General features: G+C 56.7%; 19 protein-coding genes. 14 read left to right on the top strand and 5 right to left on the bottom strand.

Features of this window, described 5'->3' with window-relative positions; genetic code table 11:
• Positions 1–43 precede the first annotated feature (43 nt).
• Positions 44–658, top strand: a complete 615-nt coding sequence (locus AUP74_RS14435; protein WP_145924410.1) for a hypothetical protein — start codon at positions 44–46, stop codon at positions 656–658.
• A 19-nt stretch (positions 659–677) separates the two neighbouring features.
• Here AUP74_RS14435 and AUP74_RS14430 read toward each other — a convergent pair whose 3' ends face one another.
• The 4 genes from AUP74_RS14430 to AUP74_RS14415 all read right to left on the bottom strand — a co-directional run bounded on the left by AUP74_RS14430 (position 678) and on the right by AUP74_RS14415 (position 4,184).
• Complete coding sequence (locus AUP74_RS14430; RefSeq protein ID WP_069948159.1) at positions 678–1,460, bottom strand: GntR family transcriptional regulator; 783 nt, start codon at positions 1,458–1,460, stop codon at positions 678–680.
• Between the two features lie 69 nt (positions 1,461–1,529).
• Complete coding sequence (locus AUP74_RS14425; RefSeq protein ID WP_069948158.1) at positions 1,530–2,474, bottom strand: polysaccharide deacetylase family protein; 945 nt, start codon at positions 2,472–2,474, stop codon at positions 1,530–1,532.
• Positions 2,471–3,433, bottom strand: coding sequence for a polysaccharide deacetylase family protein (locus tag AUP74_RS14420; RefSeq protein WP_069948157.1), 963 nt, complete (start codon positions 3,431–3,433; stop codon positions 2,471–2,473). The genes AUP74_RS14425 and AUP74_RS14420 overlap by 4 nt, the downstream gene beginning before the upstream one ends.
• Before the next feature lie 82 nt (positions 3,434–3,515).
• Positions 3,516–4,184: an isochorismatase family protein gene (locus tag AUP74_RS14415; RefSeq protein ID WP_069948933.1), complete on the bottom strand. Its 669-nt coding sequence runs from the start codon at positions 4,182–4,184 to the stop codon at positions 3,516–3,518.
• A gap of 196 nt (positions 4,185–4,380) precedes the next feature.
• Between AUP74_RS14415 and AUP74_RS14410 the strand changes: the two genes are divergently transcribed.
• The 11 genes from AUP74_RS14410 to AUP74_RS14360 all read left to right on the top strand — a co-directional run bounded on the left by AUP74_RS14410 (position 4,381) and on the right by AUP74_RS14360 (position 14,276).
• A complete protein-coding gene (locus tag AUP74_RS14410) occupies positions 4,381–5,046 on the top strand; it encodes a hypothetical protein (protein ID WP_069948156.1) in 666 nt (221 codons plus the stop codon).
• Positions 5,047–5,062: 16 nt separating this feature from the next.
• Complete coding sequence (locus AUP74_RS14405; protein ID WP_069948155.1) at positions 5,063–5,731, top strand: glutathione S-transferase family protein; 669 nt, start codon at positions 5,063–5,065, stop codon at positions 5,729–5,731.
• 240 nt (positions 5,732–5,971) lie between these two features.
• Positions 5,972–6,283 (top strand): REDY-like protein HapK, encoded by a 312-nt coding sequence (locus AUP74_RS14400; protein ID WP_069948154.1) that lies wholly within the window; start codon positions 5,972–5,974, stop codon positions 6,281–6,283.
• Between the two features lie 29 nt (positions 6,284–6,312).
• Complete coding sequence (locus tag AUP74_RS14395) at positions 6,313–7,164, top strand: SDR family NAD(P)-dependent oxidoreductase (RefSeq protein WP_069948153.1); 852 nt, start codon at positions 6,313–6,315, stop codon at positions 7,162–7,164.
• 21 nt (positions 7,165–7,185) lie between these two features.
• Positions 7,186–8,085, top strand: coding sequence for a polysaccharide deacetylase family protein (locus AUP74_RS14390; RefSeq protein WP_069948152.1), 900 nt, complete (start codon positions 7,186–7,188; stop codon positions 8,083–8,085).
• Positions 8,085–8,918, top strand: a complete 834-nt coding sequence (locus tag AUP74_RS14385) for an HpcH/HpaI aldolase/citrate lyase family protein (protein ID WP_069948151.1) — start codon at positions 8,085–8,087, stop codon at positions 8,916–8,918. Before AUP74_RS14390 ends, AUP74_RS14385 begins: the two co-directional genes overlap by 1 nt.
• A gap of 20 nt (positions 8,919–8,938) precedes the next feature.
• Positions 8,939–9,457: a MaoC family dehydratase gene (locus AUP74_RS14380; protein WP_069948150.1), complete on the top strand. Its 519-nt coding sequence runs from the start codon at positions 8,939–8,941 to the stop codon at positions 9,455–9,457.
• Positions 9,458–9,484: 27 nt separating this feature from the next.
• On the top strand, positions 9,485–10,654 hold the full coding sequence (locus AUP74_RS14375; RefSeq protein ID WP_069948149.1) for an acyl-CoA dehydrogenase family protein: 1,170 nt from the start codon (positions 9,485–9,487) through the stop codon (positions 10,652–10,654).
• Complete coding sequence (locus AUP74_RS14370; protein WP_069948148.1) at positions 10,654–11,850, top strand: CaiB/BaiF CoA transferase family protein; 1,197 nt, start codon at positions 10,654–10,656, stop codon at positions 11,848–11,850. Before AUP74_RS14375 ends, AUP74_RS14370 begins: the two co-directional genes overlap by 1 nt.
• A 40-nt stretch (positions 11,851–11,890) precedes the next feature.
• Positions 11,891–13,006, top strand: coding sequence for a CaiB/BaiF CoA transferase family protein (locus AUP74_RS14365; RefSeq protein ID WP_069948147.1), 1,116 nt, complete (start codon positions 11,891–11,893; stop codon positions 13,004–13,006).
• Positions 13,007–13,100: 94 nt separating this feature from the next.
• On the top strand, positions 13,101–14,276 hold the full coding sequence (locus AUP74_RS14360) for an aromatic ring-hydroxylating dioxygenase subunit alpha (protein WP_069948146.1): 1,176 nt from the start codon (positions 13,101–13,103) through the stop codon (positions 14,274–14,276).
• Positions 14,277–14,391: 115 nt separating this feature from the next.
• On the opposite strand, the gene AUP74_RS14355 is transcribed toward AUP74_RS14360, so the two are convergent.
• Positions 14,392–15,846, bottom strand: coding sequence for a sodium/proline symporter (locus AUP74_RS14355; RefSeq protein WP_069948145.1), 1,455 nt, complete (start codon positions 15,844–15,846; stop codon positions 14,392–14,394).
• A 476-nt stretch (positions 15,847–16,322) separates the two neighbouring features.
• Between AUP74_RS14355 and metK the strand changes: the two genes are divergently transcribed.
• Both metK and ahcY read left to right on the top strand, forming a co-directional pair.
• Positions 16,323–17,540 (top strand): methionine adenosyltransferase, encoded by a 1,218-nt coding sequence (gene metK, locus AUP74_RS14350; RefSeq protein ID WP_069948144.1) that lies wholly within the window; start codon positions 16,323–16,325, stop codon positions 17,538–17,540.
• A gap of 130 nt (positions 17,541–17,670) precedes the next feature.
• Positions 17,671–19,053, top strand: coding sequence for an adenosylhomocysteinase (gene ahcY, locus AUP74_RS14345; RefSeq protein WP_069948143.1), 1,383 nt, complete (start codon positions 17,671–17,673; stop codon positions 19,051–19,053).
• Positions 19,054–19,330: the final 277 nt, after the last annotated feature.

The raw sequence follows: 19,330 nt of genomic DNA, 5'->3' as shown, positions 1-19,330 counted from the left end.
GAGTGAGAGTTGGCAGTTGTCGCGCACAGAGCGTGGCTTTGCAATGCTCAGTCAACGAGCGATTCCCCTGTTGTCCGTTGTCATTGTCGTTCGGGTTCACTTCAGCGGGGCAGGGATGGAGCGTTGTCTGTTGCAGTGGCGATCCACGATCTCGGAGGAGTCTGTCGCGACAGCCACATTCGCTGCTTCACCGGAGCAAGGTGTTTATCGTTATCGCCCCCGGGGAGCCCCCGCCCGCAGTGTCGCCGTGGGTGATGCGCATTGCTTTCCCCTGCTGCGGGTCTTTGTCGGTGGAATTATTCAAGCGCTCGTCGCCGAGGGTGGCAGTGGTAGAGTGTTGGTACCCTGGATTCATGATCCAACCCAGGAAACCAGGTTGTTTGAGCCCGAATTTTCAGTCCGCAGCGTGCAGTATCTGGGTAGTAGCGGCAGTGGCAACCCTCAAGCCGAGGAGGGTGTGGAGTTGGATCACTTTCGTTATTCCGGTGGTCAGTACGAGAGTGGAGCCGATTATTGGCTGGCAAATGGGTTGTTACACGAATACCGCTGGCAACAAAGGGGCGCAAACTGGGTGGTGCGGCTGAAAAATCTGGATGGTCGGTGGCCGGGTGCTGAACTTTGGCCCAGTACCCGGCCGGCAGTGAATGCAAACCAATAGAGCGAGACTCGAGAAGAACTCAGATCTCGTCGGCTTTTAGATCCATCTGATACTTGAAGCGGTCAGGGTGGTAGAGCACATGCAGAATATCCACCAGCTGTTCTTTGCCGTTGACCTTGCTATACGAGCGGCGGGTCAGGCTGAGTAGTGGCGCGCCCACTGTAGTTTCCAGTTCCCGGGCGCTCTCTGCCGTAGCGGCCTCGGCACTCAGAGTCTGGGTGACGTGGGCAATTTCCAGCCCCTGTTTGCGGAAGATCTCCAGCCTCGGCGTGGTTGCAAACTGCTTCGCTGTCACCTTTCCTTTTAACCCCGCTGTCCAGCTGACGTAGTAGCCGAATGGGGCGCCGTCTCGTGAGCGGGTACGCTCGAGTAACAGGGCAGTGTCACCGGTTGCCAGGCCCAGTTCCTCACGGATCTCAGCGGGCGGTTGCAGTTTTTCGCAGCTGCGCACTTCCACGTCCGAGTGACGAGCCATGCTTTCAATCTCTTGCAGCATGCCCACGAGTGGCGCCTTCACCGGCTGTTGTTTGTACTCGTAAATTACGTGGGTGCCCTTGCCACGGCGACGCTCTACCAGGCTTTCGGCTGCCAGCTCATCCATTGCGCGCTTGGCGGTAATACGGGATACGCTGAATGCATCGGCCAATTGCAACTCTGTCGGCATCTGGTCACCATGCTCCAGTGTGCCGTTCAGGATGGCATTTTTCAGCAGTGCATAAAGCTGGTAATAGAGTGGGGCATGCGACTCTTCTGTGAGTGATTCCAGTTGCTGCTTACTGAACAGGGTATTCACGGCATCCATAGCATTGCCTCCTGTGCCCTTGTTAAAGCGCATAATGATATAACATTCTATGTCAAATAACAGCCGGGCTCAGGCAGGTTCAGTCACAGGCCGGGCGCATTGCTCGAGCAGGGTACCAGCGGGCGCGGAAAAAACGCCCGGCTGCGCAGTGACGAACTCCAGGACGCGCTCCAGATAGCCGATTCGGTGCGGCTGCCCGAGCATCCAGGGGTGGATGTTGAGTGCGAGGATACGCCCTCCCTGCTGCCGCGCCTCTGCCAGCAGGAAGCGGCATGCATCTTCGATCTGTTCTGCGTAGGAGGTTTCGGAATGCAGGTTATTTCGCAGAATGAACTGGTCTTCGAGCTCAGTGGAGAGCGGCATGGCCCATAGTGCACCGCTCCCGGTCCGGAAGTGGTAGGGCATATCGTCGTTGACCCAGTCGCAAAAATATTCAATGCCGTGTTTCGCCAGCAGTGTCGGAGTGTTTTCGCTGTGCACCTTGCCCGGGCTGAGCCAGCCCTGGACGGATTGCCCGCTTGCCTCCTGTAGAGTGTCCAGCGTACGGCTGATCAGCTCTGCCTCTTCTTCCTGTGCCTGGCCGCCATAGTGCGGTGAATCCATATTCCAACCGTGGGCGATCAGTTCATCCCCGCGTTCACGCAACATGTGCATGAGGTACGGAGTCCGCAGTGCCAGTTCGCCGTTGACGGCGAAGGTTGGTTTTACCCCGTATTGGTCCAGTGCTCGCAGAATGCGGTAGATCCCGACCCGGTTGCCGTAATCCCGCAGAGAAAAGTGGCGCAGATCGGGATAGGGCATGGTCATGCCCCCCGGGGGTGGAAAAGGCGTGCCTCGCTGGTTGAGAGGGAAGAACTGCAGGCTGACGTTAACCCAGAGCGCCAGTTCACCCTGCTGCCAGTGTACGGGCTCTCGTTCCGTCAGCATCTGCCACTCATAGTGGCTATGGTCCATGCCGTAATGGCGTTGGGGGTATTGGAGGTGCTCGGAGCCGAGCGGTTTACGATCGCTCATTGACAGGTCGCCTCCCATTTTGCCGATGCGTTCTTGTGCTCGATATCGGCGCGTGCGGTATCGTAAAAGTGCTGGAGATAATATTCGGCAATTTCCCGCCCGGTCGTTACCCAGACGTCAGAATGGCCTGTGATGTACTCCAGGGCCTCCTCGAACGCGCGCATGCGGTGTGGGCAGCTCACCTGGTAATTGTGCGTTGGAATGCACATCACGGTGCCGCTCTCCGCGCCCTCCTGATACAGGCGATCGAAATTTTCTTTCAGCATCTGACCATAGCGGCGGGGCTCTACCTTATTCACCACGTAGGCGATGGTGTCGTTCATCTCCAGGGAGTAGGGCACCGAAACAAAACGCTTGCCGCTGCGCAGATTGATTGGGGTGGGCTGGTCGTCGTGAAACAGGTCGCAGGTGTAAAAGCCCCCGTCATCGCCGAAGAGTTCAGTTCCCACCTCGGCAAATAGATCGAGAGTATCTTCCGAATGGGACAGAGCCGGAGCAAGGTATCCGGCGCACTTCTGTCCGGTGTGCCGGTAAATGGTCTCCATGGAATCCCGAATCATGCTGCGTTCCTGCTCTGCGGACATGCCATAGGTGTAGCGGGTGTTGTAGATACCGTGGCTGAAAAACTCCCAGTTGCGCTCCTGGCAGAGCTCGATGATTTCAGGGTGGTGTTCGCAGAGAGCGGTGGAGAGGGAGATGGAACCACGGACCCCATATTTATTCAGCAGCGCCATCTGGCGCATATGTCCGACGCGATTACCGTAGTCGCGAATGCTGTAACCGGGGACCGCCGGGCTCGGTTGTGGCCACGCCTTGCGGTGCGGATTGGCGGGCGGGTTGAGCTCATAGAATTCAATGTTGGGTGCGACCCAGAAAGCGACTCGAGCACCGTTTGGCCAGGTCAGGCGGGGGCGCTGGTGGTAGGGCCAGTATTCATAAAAACCGGGGTCGGATTGCATGGGCAGCCTCGACTGTTTTCACGCGGGTCGCGCAGGAGTGTTACTGAGGGCAGGCGCGGTCCTTGTGCCGCGCCGCCACTGCTCAGGTATTTTTAGTTTCCAGCCAGTGAAAGACTTCAGCGACATCCACTACATCGGCGTACTTGAGCGAGAGATCGGTAAGGTTTGCGTAGTGGTAGCTTTCGTGTTTATCGGCCACGCACTCTTCAGGAACGATGGTCCGGTAGCCCCGGGAGAGACTGTCGACGGCAGTCGCGCGGATACAGCCCGAAGTTGAGCCGCCGGTAATGATCACCGTGTCGACCTGATGCCAGACCAGCAGAGATTGCAGTTGGGTCTCAAAGAATGCACTGGGCATTTTTTTGCAGTAGATGACATCGCGGTTGCGGTCGATTTCGAGCCGATCATCGAATTCACTGCGGGTGGAGTCGAATTTTATATTCTGCAATGAATCGGGGGTGTCGGTGCGGGTACCCCAGATGCCGGCATCCTCACCGGAATCCATGTAGGCCACGTGGGTCCAGATAACCGGCCAGTCTTTTGCGCGGAAGCTCTTTGCCAGCTCGTTGATGTAGTGCAACTGGTTGGGGTCTGTTTCGTAGGCCGTCTTGAACAGATCTGTGCGTGTGTAGGCTTTCTGCGGGTCCACATTCACCAGTGCTGCCTTGCCGCCAAACCCAAACCGTTTGCGCGCGGGGTTGGCTTTGACTTCCCGGTAAATCTCTTTGGCTGTTTTTGTTGTTGTTTCCATGGTCGCCCCCGAATCAGTGGCAGGATTGTAATTGTTGTTATAATGGTATATCAATATGCCTAATGCGGCAACGCGGAGCTCGTTTGAGCCCTGGAAGGGCTCTGGCAGTTCGGCTCCGGGGCGGGTGTCCCGCATGCCGGGTGCAGCGTCAGCCTTTTGTCGTTATTGTTACCTCAATTAATAAGAATGTACCAGTATGAGCGCATACCTCTTCGTTAAGTTGTTGCACAACCTTTGCTTTGTCTATTGGCTCGGGGGCGATCTGGGCACTTTTTATGCCAGTCGCTACGTAACCAGGTCGGATCTGTCGCCGCAGGCACGGAGCACCGCTCTGACCATCATGATGGGCTGTGACCAGGGGCCGCGGTTCTGTATGCCGCTGATACTGCCTCTGGGATTGCAGCTGGCTCACATGACCGGGCAGTTTTCTGTAGCGCCAGTGTGGTTGGGGGTTGCGTGGGTATTTTGCCTCGGCTGGCTGGCGCTGGTGGCGACGCTTCACTTTGCCCAAGGCAAGTCTTTTGTCCCGGCGCTGACCCGCTTCGATTTCTACCTGCGGGTAGTCCTGATCATCGGGTTGCTCGCGCTGGCAGGTTACGCACTGGCGACCAATTTCATCCTTGCCGCGGACTGGCTCGCGATCAAGCTGGGCATTTTCGCCTTGCTTGTGCTGTGCGGGTTAATCATTCGCATGCGCCTGAAATTGTTCGGTTCTGCCTGGGGTGAATTGATGTCGGGTAATGACAGTGCCTCGGTCAATCAGACTATCCGCAGTTCGATTGCCTCCTGCCGGCCCTTTGTTTTTCTGATCTGGGTGGGGCTGCTGGCCAATGCCGCTTATGGTCTGCATCTTATTAACTGATCGCGGGAGACTTGTGATGAAACTGTACAGCTTGCCTCATTCACCCTATGCGGCGCGGGTCCGTATCCAGGCCCGCATGGATGCACTGCCGCTGGAGGTGCTGCCGCCGCCGGTCCCCCTGAGAACCGAGGCTTTCCTGGAGCGCTTTCCGCTGGGCAAGGTGCCGGTACTCGAGCTCGAGAGCGGTGACACCATCGCGGAAAGCTGGGCAATCATGGAATACCTTGCCGAGACCGCACCAGCGGGACGCAGTGCACTGTTACCTGCCACTGCACTGGAGCGGGCGCAGATGCGCATGCTGGGCCGGTATGCGGATTTCCACCTGGCTGCCAATGCGCTGTTTCCGTTGTTCCGCGCCGCCATGGGCATAGGACAGGAGGATGCGGACGGTATTGCAGAGGGTATCGCGGAAAGTTTGCGCGCTGAACTGATGAAAGGGGAGCGATTGATCAGCGATTTCGGTAGCGATCGTCAGCTGACGCTGGGTGATATTGCGTTGGCTCCGACGATGCTGTATCTGCAGGAGCTGGCCCCTGTGGCCGGAGTCAAAAAGCCACTGGAAGATTTTCCCGCGCTTGGCGCCTGGTGGTCCTGGATCAACCGCTCTGCGGCGGTCAGCGAGACCCTGCAGGAGGTGCGCACCGCCTACCATGCGTTCGTCGACAGCCTTGTGGCCAAGGCCTGACTAGCAGCGAAATATTTGCCTTCCATGGTTGCGCGTGTAGCTCCGGCTGCACGCCACATTTCTCCTTTTCCCTCCGCTCTTCTTATTCCCTTTTTCGTTAGAGGTTGGCTCTCGCTTCCTTTTAGGGGGCCCTCATATGCCCTCGGCCTCAAATCCGTCGCCCTCACAATTGTTATATTGACATAACATTAGCTCAAGAATAGGATGGAATGACATTGATCATCAGCCGGAGGCAAAGCCGTGACCACCACAATTGTCGTGCTGTTCAACCTCAAACCGGGCGTCAGTCCATCTGATTATGAGCAGTGGGCCAGGAGCACTGACCTGCCCACCGTGCGCAAACTCGGTTCTGTGGACGACTTCTCTGTTCTGCGTACCACCGGCCTGCTGGGCACCGAGACGCCAGCGCCCTACCAGTATGTCGAGCTGCTGGTAGTGAATGACATGGAGAAGCTGGGGGGGGATGTCTCCAGCGAGACGATGCAGCGGGTCGCCAGCGAGTTCCAGCAGTTCGCGGACAATCCGCAGTTCATGTTGACCGAAATCGTCTGAATACAGTCTTTGTGAGGGGGCGCAACAAGATGGAAACACAGGGCAAGTATCCCGAATTGCGCGACAAGGTCGCGGTAATTACCGGAGCAGGGCGCCGTGATGGGCTCGGCGAAGCCATGGCCAGACGGCTGGCAGCGGAAGGCGTCAGGGTGGTGCTGACTGATATTGGTCATGCGGCGGGTGAGAATCTTCCTGCACAAGCGGTGGGGACCACCGCTGAGATGGAGGAGATAGCGGCAGAAATCCGTGCGGCCGGCGGCGATGTCGCGACCTATACCTGCAATGTTCTGGAGCCGCAGGAAGTGCAGGCGGCAGCAGAGTTTGCCCTGGGGCATTTCGGCTCCCTGGATATCTGGGTCAACAACGCCGGTATCGGTTACCTGATGCAGCCAGTGGTGGAGATGCCCGTCGACAAGTGGGATGCAGTGCTGGGGGTGAACCTGCGTGGAGCCTTCCTCGGCATCAAGTATGCGGCCGAAGTCATGCTTCGTCAGGGGCACGGAGGTCGCATCATCAATATTGGCAGCCAGGCTTCCAAGTCCGGCTTTGCCCATGCGGCGGCCTATACCGCCTCCAAACATGGACTGGTGGGGCTGACTCGCGCTGCGGCGCAGGAACTGGGGTCAGCGGGAATTACCGTAAACACCATTTGCCCCAATCACGTCACTACCGGACTGGGTGCCTGGCAGAACGCACATTTTTCCGAGGTCACCGGTAAGGGATACGACCGCTATATGGAAGATATGCGTGCACGAATTCCTCTCGGCCGCCCCGGCTTGCAGGAGGATGTTGCCAAGGCCTGCGCTTTCCTCTGTTCTGAAGAGGCTTCCTATATCACCGGCGAGGCGATGAATGTCTCGGGCGGTGAGGAATATCATTAAGCGGTTCGGGAGCTGTCCGGGATGAGTAAAAAGGTGATCTGGCCGGATGATGCACGGCTCGCTGTTTCCATTGTGGTGAATGTCGAGGAGGGCTCCGAGAGCACGTTGCTCGACGGTGATAGGGGTCCCGAGCCAGTGGACGAACTCGGCGTGGCCCCGCGCAAACCGATCCGGGCACACGCCAACGAGAGCAACTACGAGTACGGCATTCGCGAGGGTTGGCCGCGTATCCAGGCACTGCTCGAGCGCTATCAGGTGCCGGCAACTTTCTGTGCGGCAGCGGTTGCTCTGGAGCGGGCACCACAGATTGCGCGCTTTATTGCCGAGGGCGAACACGAAGTCTGTAGCCACGGTTACCGCTGGCAGCACCAGTTTGCCATGAGCGAGGACGAGGAGCGGGCGTTCATCCGTAAGGCCATCGTTTCTATCACCGATACCACCGGCCAGCGACCCCGGGGCTGGTTGAGTCGCTACCTGCATACAGACAACACTCGCAAACTGTTGCAGGAAGAGGGCTTCGACTACCACATGGACGACTACAGTGCTGACGAGCCGTTCTGGGCACCAGTGCAGGGCTCAGATCGACCGATGCTGGTCCTGCCTTACGCCATCGATTCCAACGATATGAAATTCTGGACTGCGCCTTCCCTGACACCACAGGCATGGCTGGACTATGCGTGCCGGACGCTGGATACGTTGTTGGCCGAAGGGGCAATGCAGACCCGCATGATGTCGCTTGGCCTGCATCTGCGGATCATCGGTCGGCCCGGTCGCATCGGTGCCCTGGAGGAGTTTCTGCGCTATGCCAGTTCCAAAGACGGGCTCTGGTTCGCAACCCGGGCTGCGATCGCTGACGCCTTCAGCGCACAGGTTTCGCAAAACCAGATCCGCGAACCGCTGCGCGGTTGGGAGAAATTCTGATGTTTGACGCGCGGAGTCTGCTGTTCGTGCCGGGCCATCGCCCTGAGAGATTCCCCAAGGCGCTGGCGAGCGGTGCCGATCTGGTCTGTATCGATCTCGAGGACGCGGTACCAGCCGCGGAGAAGGCGCTTGCCCGGGATAGTGTGTGCGAATTTCTCGCAGGTTGCGAGACAGCGGAGCTGGAGCGTTTTGTGGTTCGTGTCAGTTCAGTCAACAGTGAGCAGGGTAGGGCTGACCTGGCGGCGCTGGCGCAAACCCGCCTGCCGGCCCGTCTGATGTTGGCCAAAACCGAGCAGGCTGACGATCTCATGTTGGCGGGAAGGCTTCTCGGACGTTCTGCAGCCTGGATCGCGCTGATCGAGAGCGCCGGTGGCCTGCTGGCCTTGAATTCGATCTGTAGCGAGCCCGTGCTGGACGCCGTGATGTTCGGTGGTGGCGATTTTGCCGCGCAGATCGGTGCCGAGTTTGCCTGGGAGCCTCTGTTATGGGCGCGCTCTCAGATGGTCACTACCGCTGCCGCCCATTCCCTGCCAGTGATTGATGTGCCCTACCTAGACGTTCACGATTCTGCAGGGCTGGAGAACGAAACGCGGCGTATCGCCGCGCTCGGTTTTTCTGCTAAAGCCGCTATTCATCCCGTGCAGATCGAGGGAATCCATCGTGGCTTCGCCCCAAAGGCCGAGGCGTTACAGCAAGCACGCAGGATTGTGACGGCCTTCGAACAGGCGCAGGGCGGTGCTGTAATGGTGGATGGACGCATGGTAGATCAGCCGGTCGTCGACAGTGCCCTCAGGTTGATTGTACGGGCTGGGGCCGGGGAAGAATTGGTTTAAATCGCAGTGGGAAATTACCTATGGCTGGAGAAGTAAAACAGGTCGGTGAAAATCGCTACCGAGAGACGTTTGGACGTTTTTTTGATGACTTCAAGGTAGGTGATACCTACGAGCATCGTCCCGGGCGCACGATTACCGAAACGGACAATACCTGGTTCACCCTGTTGACCATGAATACGCATCCTGCGCACTTCGACAAGGAATATGCGGCAGGTACCGAGTTCGGTAAGCCACTGGTGTGCAGCCCGTTTACTGTGGCATTGATGGTGGGTATGAGCGTAACCGACATCAGCCAGAAGGCCATTGCCAACCTGGGCTGGGACGATATCCGCATGAGTGCGCCGCTTTTTGTCGGCGATACCCTCTACGCAGAGTCCGAGGTGCTCGACAAGCGTGAGTCCAAATCACGTCCTAATCAGGGCATCGTCACCGTACGAACCCGCGGCATCAAACAGGATGGTACTGAGGTTTGCACCTTTCTGCGCAAAGTGCTGGTGTGGAAGCGTGGTGCAGAAATGGAAGACAAAGTGAATTATTGAGCTGGTGCGAGACCAGAGGAGAAGGTTATGAGCTGGAGTGCAGAAGAAGAGGGCGCGATCCTCGATACCATCGATCGCTTCGTGACCAATGAAGTCGCACCCATCGCCCGGGAAAAGGACCTCGCAGACGAGTATCCCCACGAGCTGGTGGAAACCATGAAGGAGCTGGGCCTGTTCGGCGCCACTATTGGTGAAACCTATGGCGGCCTCTCTCTTTCTGCTGCTACCTATGCGCGTATCGTGCAGAAGATTTCTGCCGTGTGGATGGCACCGGGTGGCATTTTCAACTCCCACCTGATCATGGCCGCAGCCATTGAGCGCTTCGGTACCGAGGAGCAGAAGCAGGAATTTCTGCCGCTCATGGCAGAGGGCACGTTGCGAGGGGGAATTGCATTGACCGAGCCCAATGCCGGCTCGGACCTGCAGGCAATTCGCTGTGTGGCACGGCGTGATGGCGACGAGTATGTGGTCAATGGCAGCAAAATGTGGATCACTAACGCCCTCAACGGCAACTGCCTTGCGCTGCTGGTAAAGACCGATCCCGATGCGGAGCCGCGGCATCGCGGTATGTCCATGTTTGCGATCCGCACCAAAGATGATGCCGGCAACCTGTTGCCGGGAATCAGCATCAACAAGATCAAGAAAACCTGCTACCGGGCCATCGATACCGCCGAAGTGGTATTCGAGGACTTCCGTGTTCCAATCGACAACCTGGTTGGTGGTGAGGAAGGGCGTGGGTTCCATATCGCCGTTGGTGGTCTGGAGCTGGGCCGCATTAACGTCGCTGCGCGTGGCGCAGGGATCGCACAGGGCGCTCTGAAGCTTGCAGTGCGCTACGCCCAGGAGCGCGAAACCTTCGGCAAACCGATCATCCAGCACCAGGCAATCCAGCTCAAGCTGGGAGAGATGGCCGCGAAAGTGGAAGCGGCAAAACTCCTGGTTGAGCAGGCAGCCCGTATGTATGACACCGGCCAGCGCTGTGACATGGAAGCAGGCATGGCAAAGTACTTTGCCAGTGAGGCGGGTGTGTTCTGTGCCCAGGAAGCCATGCGGATTTTCGGTGGCTACGGTTTTTCCACCGAATACGAGATTGAGCGCTTCTACCGGGATGCCATGCTGATGTGCGTTGGTGAGGGGACGAACGAGATGCAGCGCATCATCATCGCCAAACAGCTTGCAGCACGCGAGGCCATCTGATGGAGGCGTCAAAACCCCTGTCTGGGATTCGCGTGATTGCCATTGAGCAGTACGGTGCGGGTCCCTTCGGTTCCATGCAGCTCGCTGACATGGGTGCCGAAGTCATCAAGATCGAAAACCCCGCTACGGGCGGTGATATCGCCCGGCAGTCGGGGCCCTATTTTCTCGGTGACGACGACAGTGATTTTTTCCAGACATTCAACCGTAGCAAGAAGAGCCTGACGCTCGATCTGAAGAGCCGGGGCGGTCGCGAGGTGTTTGAGCGCATGGTGCAAAGCGCCGATGTTGTGATGAACAACCTGCGTGGAGACCAGCCGGCAAAGCTTGGCCTGGACTACGACAGCCTCGGTTCCGTGAAACGGGAAATCATCTGCGGCCACCTCTCCGCTTACGGACGTGACAATGACCGTGCCAGCTGGCCGGGGTATGACTACCTGATGCAGGCGGAAGCTGGCTTTATGGATCTCACTGGTGAGCCGGGTACGCCACCGGCCCGGTTTGGCTTGTCGATGGTGGACTTTACCAGTGGCGTTACGCTGGCGATGGCAGTACTGGGCGCCCTGGTTGGCGTATTGCGCGGCGGCGTCGGCCGCGATGTGGATGTCAGTCTCTTTGACGTGGCCGTAACCCAGCTTACCTATCCCGCAACCTGGTACCTTAACCGCGGTCATCAGACAGAACGGGTATCGCGCTCCGGGCACCCTTCCACAGTTCCCTGTCAGATCTATCGCAGTGCGGATGGCTGGGTGTTTGTCATGGCTATGACGGAAAAGTTCTGGCGGGTGCTGGCGGAGGGGTTGGGTCGCGAAGACCTGCTGACGGATTCCCGGTTTGCTACGGTTGCGGATCGCCGGGCCCACCGCGAGTCGCTGACAGAAATCCTCGATGCTGAGCTCTCTCAGCATACCAGCCGTTATTGGCTGGATCGCTTCGGCGGCCGCCTCCCTCTGGCGCCGGTGAACAGCTTCCCCCAGGCGATGGACAATCCATGGTTGGCGGGCATCGGTATGATTCAGCCAATACCTCACGTTGACAATAGTCAATTCCAGCTCCTGGCTAGCCCGTTAAAATTTGATGGAAACAGGCCCTCGGGCACCGGTTGCTCATCGCTTGGCGCGGACACGGAGAACCTGCTCAAGGGGCTCGGTTATTCCAGCGCTGAGATTGACTCTCTGCGAGCGGAGCGGGCCATCTGAACCGGGCCCAACTGCGATCTGACTGGAGACATTGCCGCCCATGAAGCTTCAAGGCATACGTGTCGTCGACCTGTCCCTCTTCCTACCCGGGCCGCATCTGACCATGATGATGGCAGACCACGGCGCCGAGGTAATAAAAGTGGAACCTCCTGCCGGTGAGCCGTCTCGTAATATCGGGCTGCGCAAAAATGGGGAAGCAGTCTGGTTCCGCAATACTCATCGTGGCAAGAAAAGCCTGTGCCTGAACCTCAAAGATGAAGGTCAGCGAGAGCAGCTGCTTTCGCTGATCGATACCGCGGATGTCTTCGTTGAGGGCTTTCGCCCGGGCGCCATGGCCCGGCTGGGTCTGGATTACGCCACCCTGAGTGCTCGCAACCCTGGCCTTGTTTACTGTTCCATTTCCGCCTTCGGGCAGACTGGCCCGAAGCGGCTGAAGCCAGCCCATGATCTCAGTATTCAGGCAGATTCCGGAACAGTATTTCTCAACGAAGGCAGTAACGGCGAACCCTGTTCCCCGGCAATGCCAGTTGCAGATATGGCTGCATCGTTAATGGCACTTTCAGGCATACTAATGGCACTCCTGCGGCGGGCCGAGACCGGCAAGGGCGATTACCTGGATATCTCCATGCAGGACAGCCTGGTAGCCTGGCTTCCGAACGCACTCGGTCCGGTCTTTGCTGAGGACCGTTCGCCGGAGGTCAAAAATGAGCGTTCCTGGGGCGGCAATGCCATGTATCGGGTCTACCGGACAGCGGACGGGCGCTACCTGACCCTGGGTGGCAGTGAAGTTAAGTTTGCGGAAAATCTTTTTGCCAAACTAGGCCGCCCCGAACTTGCAGAAATCTGCAGGCGTTCACCGGGAGAGCAGGGTGAGGCGATCGCTTATCTGGAACAGGAATTTTCTCGTCGAACACTGGCTGACTGGAGCAGGTGGTTTGAGGGGCTGGATGTCTGCTGGTCCCCTGTGCGGCTCTTGCATGAGGCGCTGGCAGAGGAGCATCTCCAGGCCCGGCAGATGGTTTTTGAAGACGTGCAGGGTAACCGTCACCTGGGTGTGCCGATCAAGTTCATGGATGAGCCAGCACAGGTAAACACGCGTTTGCCGAAGCTGGGTGAACACAATCCGAGCCTGGTGAATGCCAGTCAGGAAGTCTGACGACAAATATTAAAAGAAAGACAAAAACGAGTAATCTTGGGTTACTGCGATTGCGTAAGAAATATAGATATATAAAAACACTAAGGTGGCAATCATGTTGACGAACCTTTGGTATGTGGCCGAATGGTCCAAGGCGGTAAAAGACAAGCCGGTACGGGTAAAATTACTGGGGCAGAACTTTGTTCTGTTTCGCGACAAGGCTGGCAAGGTCAATTGCTTGAGCGATGTCTGTATCCATCGCGGCGGCTCACTGTCTAAAGGTTGGACGACCGATCGCAATTGTGTGGCCTGTCCCTACCACGGCTGGGAATTCGATGCCGAGGGGAAAGTGCAGTTTATTCCGTCCCGAGGTGAAGGCGCTCCGATCCCTGAGCGTGCCCGTATCGATGCTTACCCGACAGAGGAGCGCTACGGGATGATCTGGGTATTCCTCGGGGACCTCCCCGAAGAAGAGCGCTATCCGATTCCCGAATTCCCCGAGTACGATGACAAGGCCAATTGGCGTGCGGTTGAAGTGGATTATAACTGGACTGGATCCGTCGACCGTGTCGTCGAGAATGGTATCGATATTGCCCATACTGCCTTCGTACACCCGGGCTTCGGTTACCAGGAAATGGCTGACAAGAATGAGATCCTGAAAGTGGATCGAGGCGAGTACTGGGGGTCCTCAGACAATGTACTGTACCCGCCACAACTGGAAGGCAACTTCGGCTTGATGAAGCTCTTCCGTGCCGACAAGGCGGCGACCTATGTGACACCGGCTTTCTATCTCCCTGGTCACTGTGTTCGCCTGCATATCAAGGTTAACTCCTGGATGGAGATGATCATCTTCGATGCCAATACGCCGATTGATGAGAATACAACGCGCTCATTTGCGGTGCAGGTACGGAATTTCTTCAAGTGGCCGATTTTCGATAATGGTGCGAAGAAACGCACCAAGAAGGTTTTCGGCGAAGATGGCGATATTGTCGCCGAGCTCTCGCCCAACTACCTGCCGGAATCTCTGGAACATGAAGTTTCCGTCGAGCAGGACAAGTTTATGGGTGCCTGGCGTATGATCCGCCGAAAGCATATCGAGGAAAAAGGCTGGAAAATTGATACGAAAGCCATGAAGCCCTTTGAAGGGGAGAAGGTATTTACCATACCTTCTCCAGGTCGTCGCGCCAATCCGCACTTCAAGTGGGCTCTGGACACGGTGCCTCTGGTGCCACCCAAGCGCCGCAGTGTACCTGCGCAGGCCAAGGACTCTACGGAGCCGGAGTCGGTCTGATTGAGGTGGTCAACCATGCCTAATGGTTGAAAACCACATAGTTAAAGCCGTCAGCCGCGCCTCACAGCGCGGCTTTTTTGTTGGGTTCTTTGCATTTGGTGACGGGGGTTGTTAGCTACCTGGAGGGTCGAATCGCGCTTTTCCGAGTCGAGCTGGGCGAGATTTTGATGGCTATCGAGGGTAGTAAGAGCACTAGCGTTGCCGTGCAGAACGGGATAAATCTCTCTGCCCAGTCTCCGCTGGTACTGGGAAGTAGTGAAAGCAACACGGCCAGTGCGAAGCCAGTACCGATAGAGCGAGCAACAGCATCAGGCGAAAGTGAAGCGCCTGCAAGTCGGGCGAGTATCGTCGGTCCAAACGCCGAACCGATGGCTACCCATGCGAATAATACCCGCTCGAAAATGCTCGCGGGCAGGTAAAGGGCAATCAGTACTGCAATGGTTGCCACTGTCAGCATCGAAAGCCGTGACAGAAGGAGCTCCCGTCCGGGTAGCAGCCGCTGTAATCTCAAATCGTGCGATATGGTGGAGGCGACCACGAGTAACATACTGTCTGCGGTGGACATGATTGCGGAGAGCACCGCAGCCAGCAGAACCGCCGCTGCAAAGGGCGGGAGTAGCTGGGTGGACAGCTCGAAGAACAGCCCCTCCGGGTCTTCCAGCTCGGGCAGCACAACCCTGCCCAGAAGGCCCAGGGCAAACATGCTGACAAAGACGATGGAAAACCAGCTGATTGACAAGAGCTGGGCCTGTTTGAGTGCGCGATCATCCCTCAGTGCCATAAAGCGGTTGAGAAGGTGTGGTTGTCCGAGGGTGCCAAGGCCAATGGCCAGATTCCCGAGTACAAAGCCAAGGGCGGCAAGCCCTGTATTGGGCCCACTGACTGACAGGCTCTCCAGAGAGAGTATTCCTGATTCCCAGACTTCATCCCAGCTGCCGATACTCAGGCAGGTTACGACAGGGAGCAGTATCGCAGCGACCAGCATGAGCGCCCCCTGAATGGTATCGGTGATACTCGCAGCCCAGAACCCACCCAGAAACGTATAGATGGTGATAATCGCCGCACCCAGAATCAGGCTTTCCGCCAGAGGTCGTGCAAACACCGTGGAAAAGGTTGTGGCGGCCCCCTGAAACTGAGCCGCGATGTAGAACATGAAAGACAGCAGTATCACCACTGAGGCGAGCAGCTGAATCCTATGGCTGGGCCCCTTGGCACCTGGGCGCTCGTCTTCAGCGAGAAACGCAGTCAATGTGATCTGGTTTCTGGTGCGGGTGTAATGCATCAATCGGGGCGCAATCCATATCCAGGCGGTGGCGCAGCCGGCAATGGCGCCCGCCACTATCCAGATGGCTGAAGGACCCAACACATAGGCAGCACCACTCATTCCAAGAAGTGTCCAGGCGGAGGCACTGCTAGCCCCATAACTGATTGCCGCCACTACCGGTCCGAGATTGCGACCACCGAGAAAATAGTCTGTGGTGCTTTTGGTTCTTTGCTGGGACCAGAAACCAATCAGAAGCAGCAGGATTTTGTAGAAAATCAGCGTGTAGACAGCGACGGATACGTCCATGGGTTTTCCATTTGCCTAAAGAAAGAGCCTGATTGATGTGGCGGAGGTTCCCGAACGCATGCCAACCGGCAGTACTTGGTGGTCGAGTGCCAACGTCACTCCGACAATCGGGTGGCGGGCCGATACTGATAGCCCTGGCAACATTTCGGTAGTTCCTGGTGCTGCGTGCCCTCTGAAACTTACGCGCTGGCAATAACCCTCAGCGACAAAAGAGCTAACAGCATAACAATAGTATTTTTATTGTAGTTACTTGCAAAGCGCAAGGAGGGATACTCGTGGGTTCATCCGCAGTATTCATCTGCTCGACACAAAAGGCTGCTTAACGGTGCAGGAGAGGAGGTCAAATTTGCGATTTATCAAAAATACCTATATCAAAATATTTTGATATAGGTTGAGGTGGGTAGACTGGGTTGTCGGCGTCTTGCGGAGAGTCTGTCGGCGCCTTGGTACGATCTAATAAAAAGGTAGAACCACCTATGTCTGAATATTCCGTTTTTACTTCGGAGTCGGTTTCCGAAGGTCACCCCGATAAAATGGCCGACCAGATTTCTGATGCTGTACTGGATGCAATCATCGCCCGAGATCCCCACGCCCGTGTTGCAGTTGAAACCGTGGTAAAAACCGGGCTGGTGATGTTGGCCGGCGAGGTTACTACCAGCTGCTACGTCGATCTCGAGGACGTGGTACGCCATGTCGTTACCGACATTGGATATAACAGTTCTGAAGTGGGTTACGACGGCTCGACCTGCGGCATCCTCAATGCGATTGGCAAGCAGTCGGTGGATATCAACCAGGGTGTTGACCGCGCAAAGCCGGAGGATCAGGGGGCCGGTGACCAGGGCCTCATGTTCGGTTATGCCACCAACGAAACGCCAACTCTGATGCCTGCTCCGGTTTATTACGCGCACAGGCTGGTCGAGCGGCAGGCCTACCTGCGAAAGAAAAATATCCTGCCCTGGCTTCGTCCGGATGCCAAGAGTCAGGTGACCTTCCGATATGGCGAGGATGGAAAACCAGAAGCTATCGATGCCGTCGTACTTTCTACGCAGCACTCGCCTGAGATTACCCAGGAGGATCTGAAAGCGGCACTCATGGAGAACATCATTCTGGAGGTCTTGCCGTCAGAGTTGCTTCACGAGGATACCCGCTACCACATCAACCCGACCGGGAACTTTGTGATCGGTGGTCCAGTGGGGGATGCCGGCGTCACCGGGCGTAAAATCATTGTCGACACCTACGGCGGCATGGCTCGCCACGGCGGTGGCGCATTCTCAGGCAAAGATCCCTCCAAGGTCGACCGCTCGGCGGCCTATGCGGGGCGTTATGTGGCCAAGAATGTGGTGGCTGCGGGGCTCGCCGATCGCTGTGAAGTACAGGTTTCCTATGCCATTGGTGTAGCGGAGCCCACCTCGGTTTCGGTGAACACGTTTGGGACCGGTAAGGTCAGCGACAAGCGTCTGATCAAGGCCATTCGCGACGTCTTTGACCTGCGACCCTATGCCATCACCAAAGTACTGGACCTCCAGCACCCAATGTACCAGCTGACTGCTTCTTACGGGCATTTTGGTCGTGAACCATTTGAGTACACCTATCACTGGAGGGAGAACGGGGAAGATAAGAGCTCTACATTTACTGCCTTCTCATGGGAGAAGGCGGACAAGGTCGATGCACTGAAGAAGGCCCTTGATGACTGATCGGGAGGCCCGGTGGGTTTTGGATCGGGCCTGCATCCTGACCTAGTTGCTCTCCAACACTGAATTTTTGCCTGCAGTACCGGATGCCAGTTATTAGCTGGTTTCCGTGCCTGCACAATCGGAACAAGATATGACTGAATTCAATGACTACAAAGTTGCAGATATTTCCCTGGCGGAATGGGGGCGGAAGGAAATCGCTATCGCAGAAGGTGAAATGCCTGCGCTGATGGCGTTGCGCCGCAAATATAGTGACTCGCAGCCGCTGGCGGGTGCCAAGATCATGGGTTGTATTCATATGACAATCCAGACCGCGGTTTTGATTGAGACGCTGGTAGAGCTGGGCGCTGAAGTGCGTTGGTCATCCTGTAATATTTTTTCTACTCAGGATCACGCTGCGGCGGCCATCGCGGCGGCGGGTATTCCGGTGTTTGCCTGGAAAGGCGAGACTGAACAGGAATTCTGGTGGTGTATCGAACAGACTATTCTGTCGGAGAAGGACGGAACGGAAGTCTGGGATGCCAATATGATTCTTGATGATGGTGGGGATCTGACCCAGCTCTGTCACGAAAAGTATCCGGACTTGCTGAATAACATCCACGGTATCAGTGAGGAAACCACGACCGGCGTGCATCGTCTGCAGGAAATGCTGGAGAAGGGCGAACTCAAGGTGCCGGCCATCAACGTGAATGACGCGGTCACAAAGTCCAAGAATGACAACAAGTACGGTTGTCGCCATTCACTAAACGATGCGATCAAGCGTGGCACTGACCACTTGTTATCCGGCAAGAAGGCACTGGTGATCGGCTATGGAGACGTAGGCAAGGGATCGGCTGCCTCGCTGCGCCAGGAAGGCATGATCGTGAAGGTGAGCGAGATTGACCCAATCTGTGCGATGCAGGCTTGCATGGATGGGTTCGAAGTCGTCTCCCCATACAAGAATGGTATCAATACCGGAGAAATCGCAGATATCGAGTCAGCGCTGCTGGGAAGCACTGATTTGCTGGTCACCACAACCGGTAATATCAACGTCTGTGATGCGGCTATGCTGCAAAGCCTGAAGAGCGGTGCGGTGGTATGCAACATTGGTCACTTTGATAATGAAATCGATACGGCTTTCATGCGTGAGCACTATGAGTGGGAGGAAGTAAAGCCCCAGGTGCACAAGGTCTACCGAAAGCGTACAGAAAATGACCACTTGATCCTGCTGTCGGAAGGCCGCCTGGTAAATCTGGGCAACGCTACCGGGCATCCCTCACGGATTATGGATGGCTCATTTGCCAACCAGGTGCTGGCTCAGATCTACCTTTGGGAGGGCAAGTTTGCCGATCTGCCGCAAACAGAAAAGGTCGCAGGGCTGTATGTAAAAGTATTGCCCAAGAAGCTGGACGAAGAAGTAGCGAGGGACATGGTCGAAGGTTTTGGAGGGGTAGTTACCCAACTCACCCCAGCCCAGGCGGCCTATATCCATGTGGGTGTCGAAGGGCCCTACAAGCCGGAAAGCTACAAGTATTAACAGATAGTCACCAGTGTGCAGGACCGCCTCGTGCCGCGACGTAGCGGCCGGGGCGGTATTGGTTATGCTTCCCGGTAGGCAAATCCGCAGCCCGATTACATGATCCATCGTGGTGCGGAACAGTCATTCGTGGCCTCTTGATCACGCCTTTGTGGTGCGATCAATTTTTGGTCAAATCTGGTTCAGTAAAAGTCCCGGTGCAACGCTGGGTCAAAATTGATATTTCTCAATTTCCCCGTCTATTACTGGCAAATGTTATATTGATAGTACTTTTCCA

This window comes from Microbulbifer aggregans, assembly GCF_001750105.1.
Lineage (GTDB): Bacteria > Pseudomonadota > Gammaproteobacteria > Pseudomonadales > Cellvibrionaceae > Microbulbifer > Microbulbifer aggregans.
Note: the sequence above shows the minus strand (reverse complement) of the source record. Positions and strands in the feature narration are given on the sequence as shown.

What these genes read in the sequence shown, in the direction of transcription:
- AUP74_RS14435 (WP_145924410.1), top strand. Translation starts at nt 44, where the DNA reads ATGCTCAGTCAACGAGCGATTCCCCTGTTGTCCGTTGTCATTGTCGTT.
- AUP74_RS14415 (WP_069948933.1), bottom strand. Translation starts at nt 4,184, where the DNA reads ATGGAAACAACAACAAAAACAGCCAAAGAGATTTACCGGGAAGTCAAA.
- AUP74_RS14365 (WP_069948147.1), top strand. Translation starts at nt 11,891, where the DNA reads ATGAAGCTTCAAGGCATACGTGTCGTCGACCTGTCCCTCTTCCTACCC.
- AUP74_RS14425 (WP_069948158.1), bottom strand. Translation starts at nt 2,474, where the DNA reads ATGAGCGATCGTAAACCGCTCGGCTCCGAGCACCTCCAATACCCCCAA.
- AUP74_RS14380 (WP_069948150.1), top strand. Translation starts at nt 8,939, where the DNA reads ATGGCTGGAGAAGTAAAACAGGTCGGTGAAAATCGCTACCGAGAGACG.
- AUP74_RS14385 (WP_069948151.1), top strand. Translation starts at nt 8,085, where the DNA reads ATGTTTGACGCGCGGAGTCTGCTGTTCGTGCCGGGCCATCGCCCTGAG.
- AUP74_RS14410 (WP_069948156.1), top strand. Translation starts at nt 4,381, where the DNA reads ATGAGCGCATACCTCTTCGTTAAGTTGTTGCACAACCTTTGCTTTGTC.
- AUP74_RS14395 (WP_069948153.1), top strand. Translation starts at nt 6,313, where the DNA reads ATGGAAACACAGGGCAAGTATCCCGAATTGCGCGACAAGGTCGCGGTA.
- AUP74_RS14375 (WP_069948149.1), top strand. Translation starts at nt 9,485, where the DNA reads ATGAGCTGGAGTGCAGAAGAAGAGGGCGCGATCCTCGATACCATCGAT.
- AUP74_RS14420 (WP_069948157.1), bottom strand. Translation starts at nt 3,433, where the DNA reads ATGCAATCCGACCCCGGTTTTTATGAATACTGGCCCTACCACCAGCGC.
- AUP74_RS14360 (WP_069948146.1), top strand. Translation starts at nt 13,101, where the DNA reads ATGTTGACGAACCTTTGGTATGTGGCCGAATGGTCCAAGGCGGTAAAA.
- metK (WP_069948144.1), top strand. Translation starts at nt 16,323, where the DNA reads ATGTCTGAATATTCCGTTTTTACTTCGGAGTCGGTTTCCGAAGGTCAC.
- AUP74_RS14430 (WP_069948159.1), bottom strand. Translation starts at nt 1,460, where the DNA reads ATGGATGCCGTGAATACCCTGTTCAGTAAGCAGCAACTGGAATCACTC.
- ahcY (WP_069948143.1), top strand. Translation starts at nt 17,671, where the DNA reads ATGACTGAATTCAATGACTACAAAGTTGCAGATATTTCCCTGGCGGAA.
- AUP74_RS14370 (WP_069948148.1), top strand. Translation starts at nt 10,654, where the DNA reads ATGGAGGCGTCAAAACCCCTGTCTGGGATTCGCGTGATTGCCATTGAG.
- AUP74_RS14405 (WP_069948155.1), top strand. Translation starts at nt 5,063, where the DNA reads ATGAAACTGTACAGCTTGCCTCATTCACCCTATGCGGCGCGGGTCCGT.
- AUP74_RS14355 (WP_069948145.1), bottom strand. Translation starts at nt 15,846, where the DNA reads ATGGACGTATCCGTCGCTGTCTACACGCTGATTTTCTACAAAATCCTG.
- AUP74_RS14390 (WP_069948152.1), top strand. Translation starts at nt 7,186, where the DNA reads ATGAGTAAAAAGGTGATCTGGCCGGATGATGCACGGCTCGCTGTTTCC.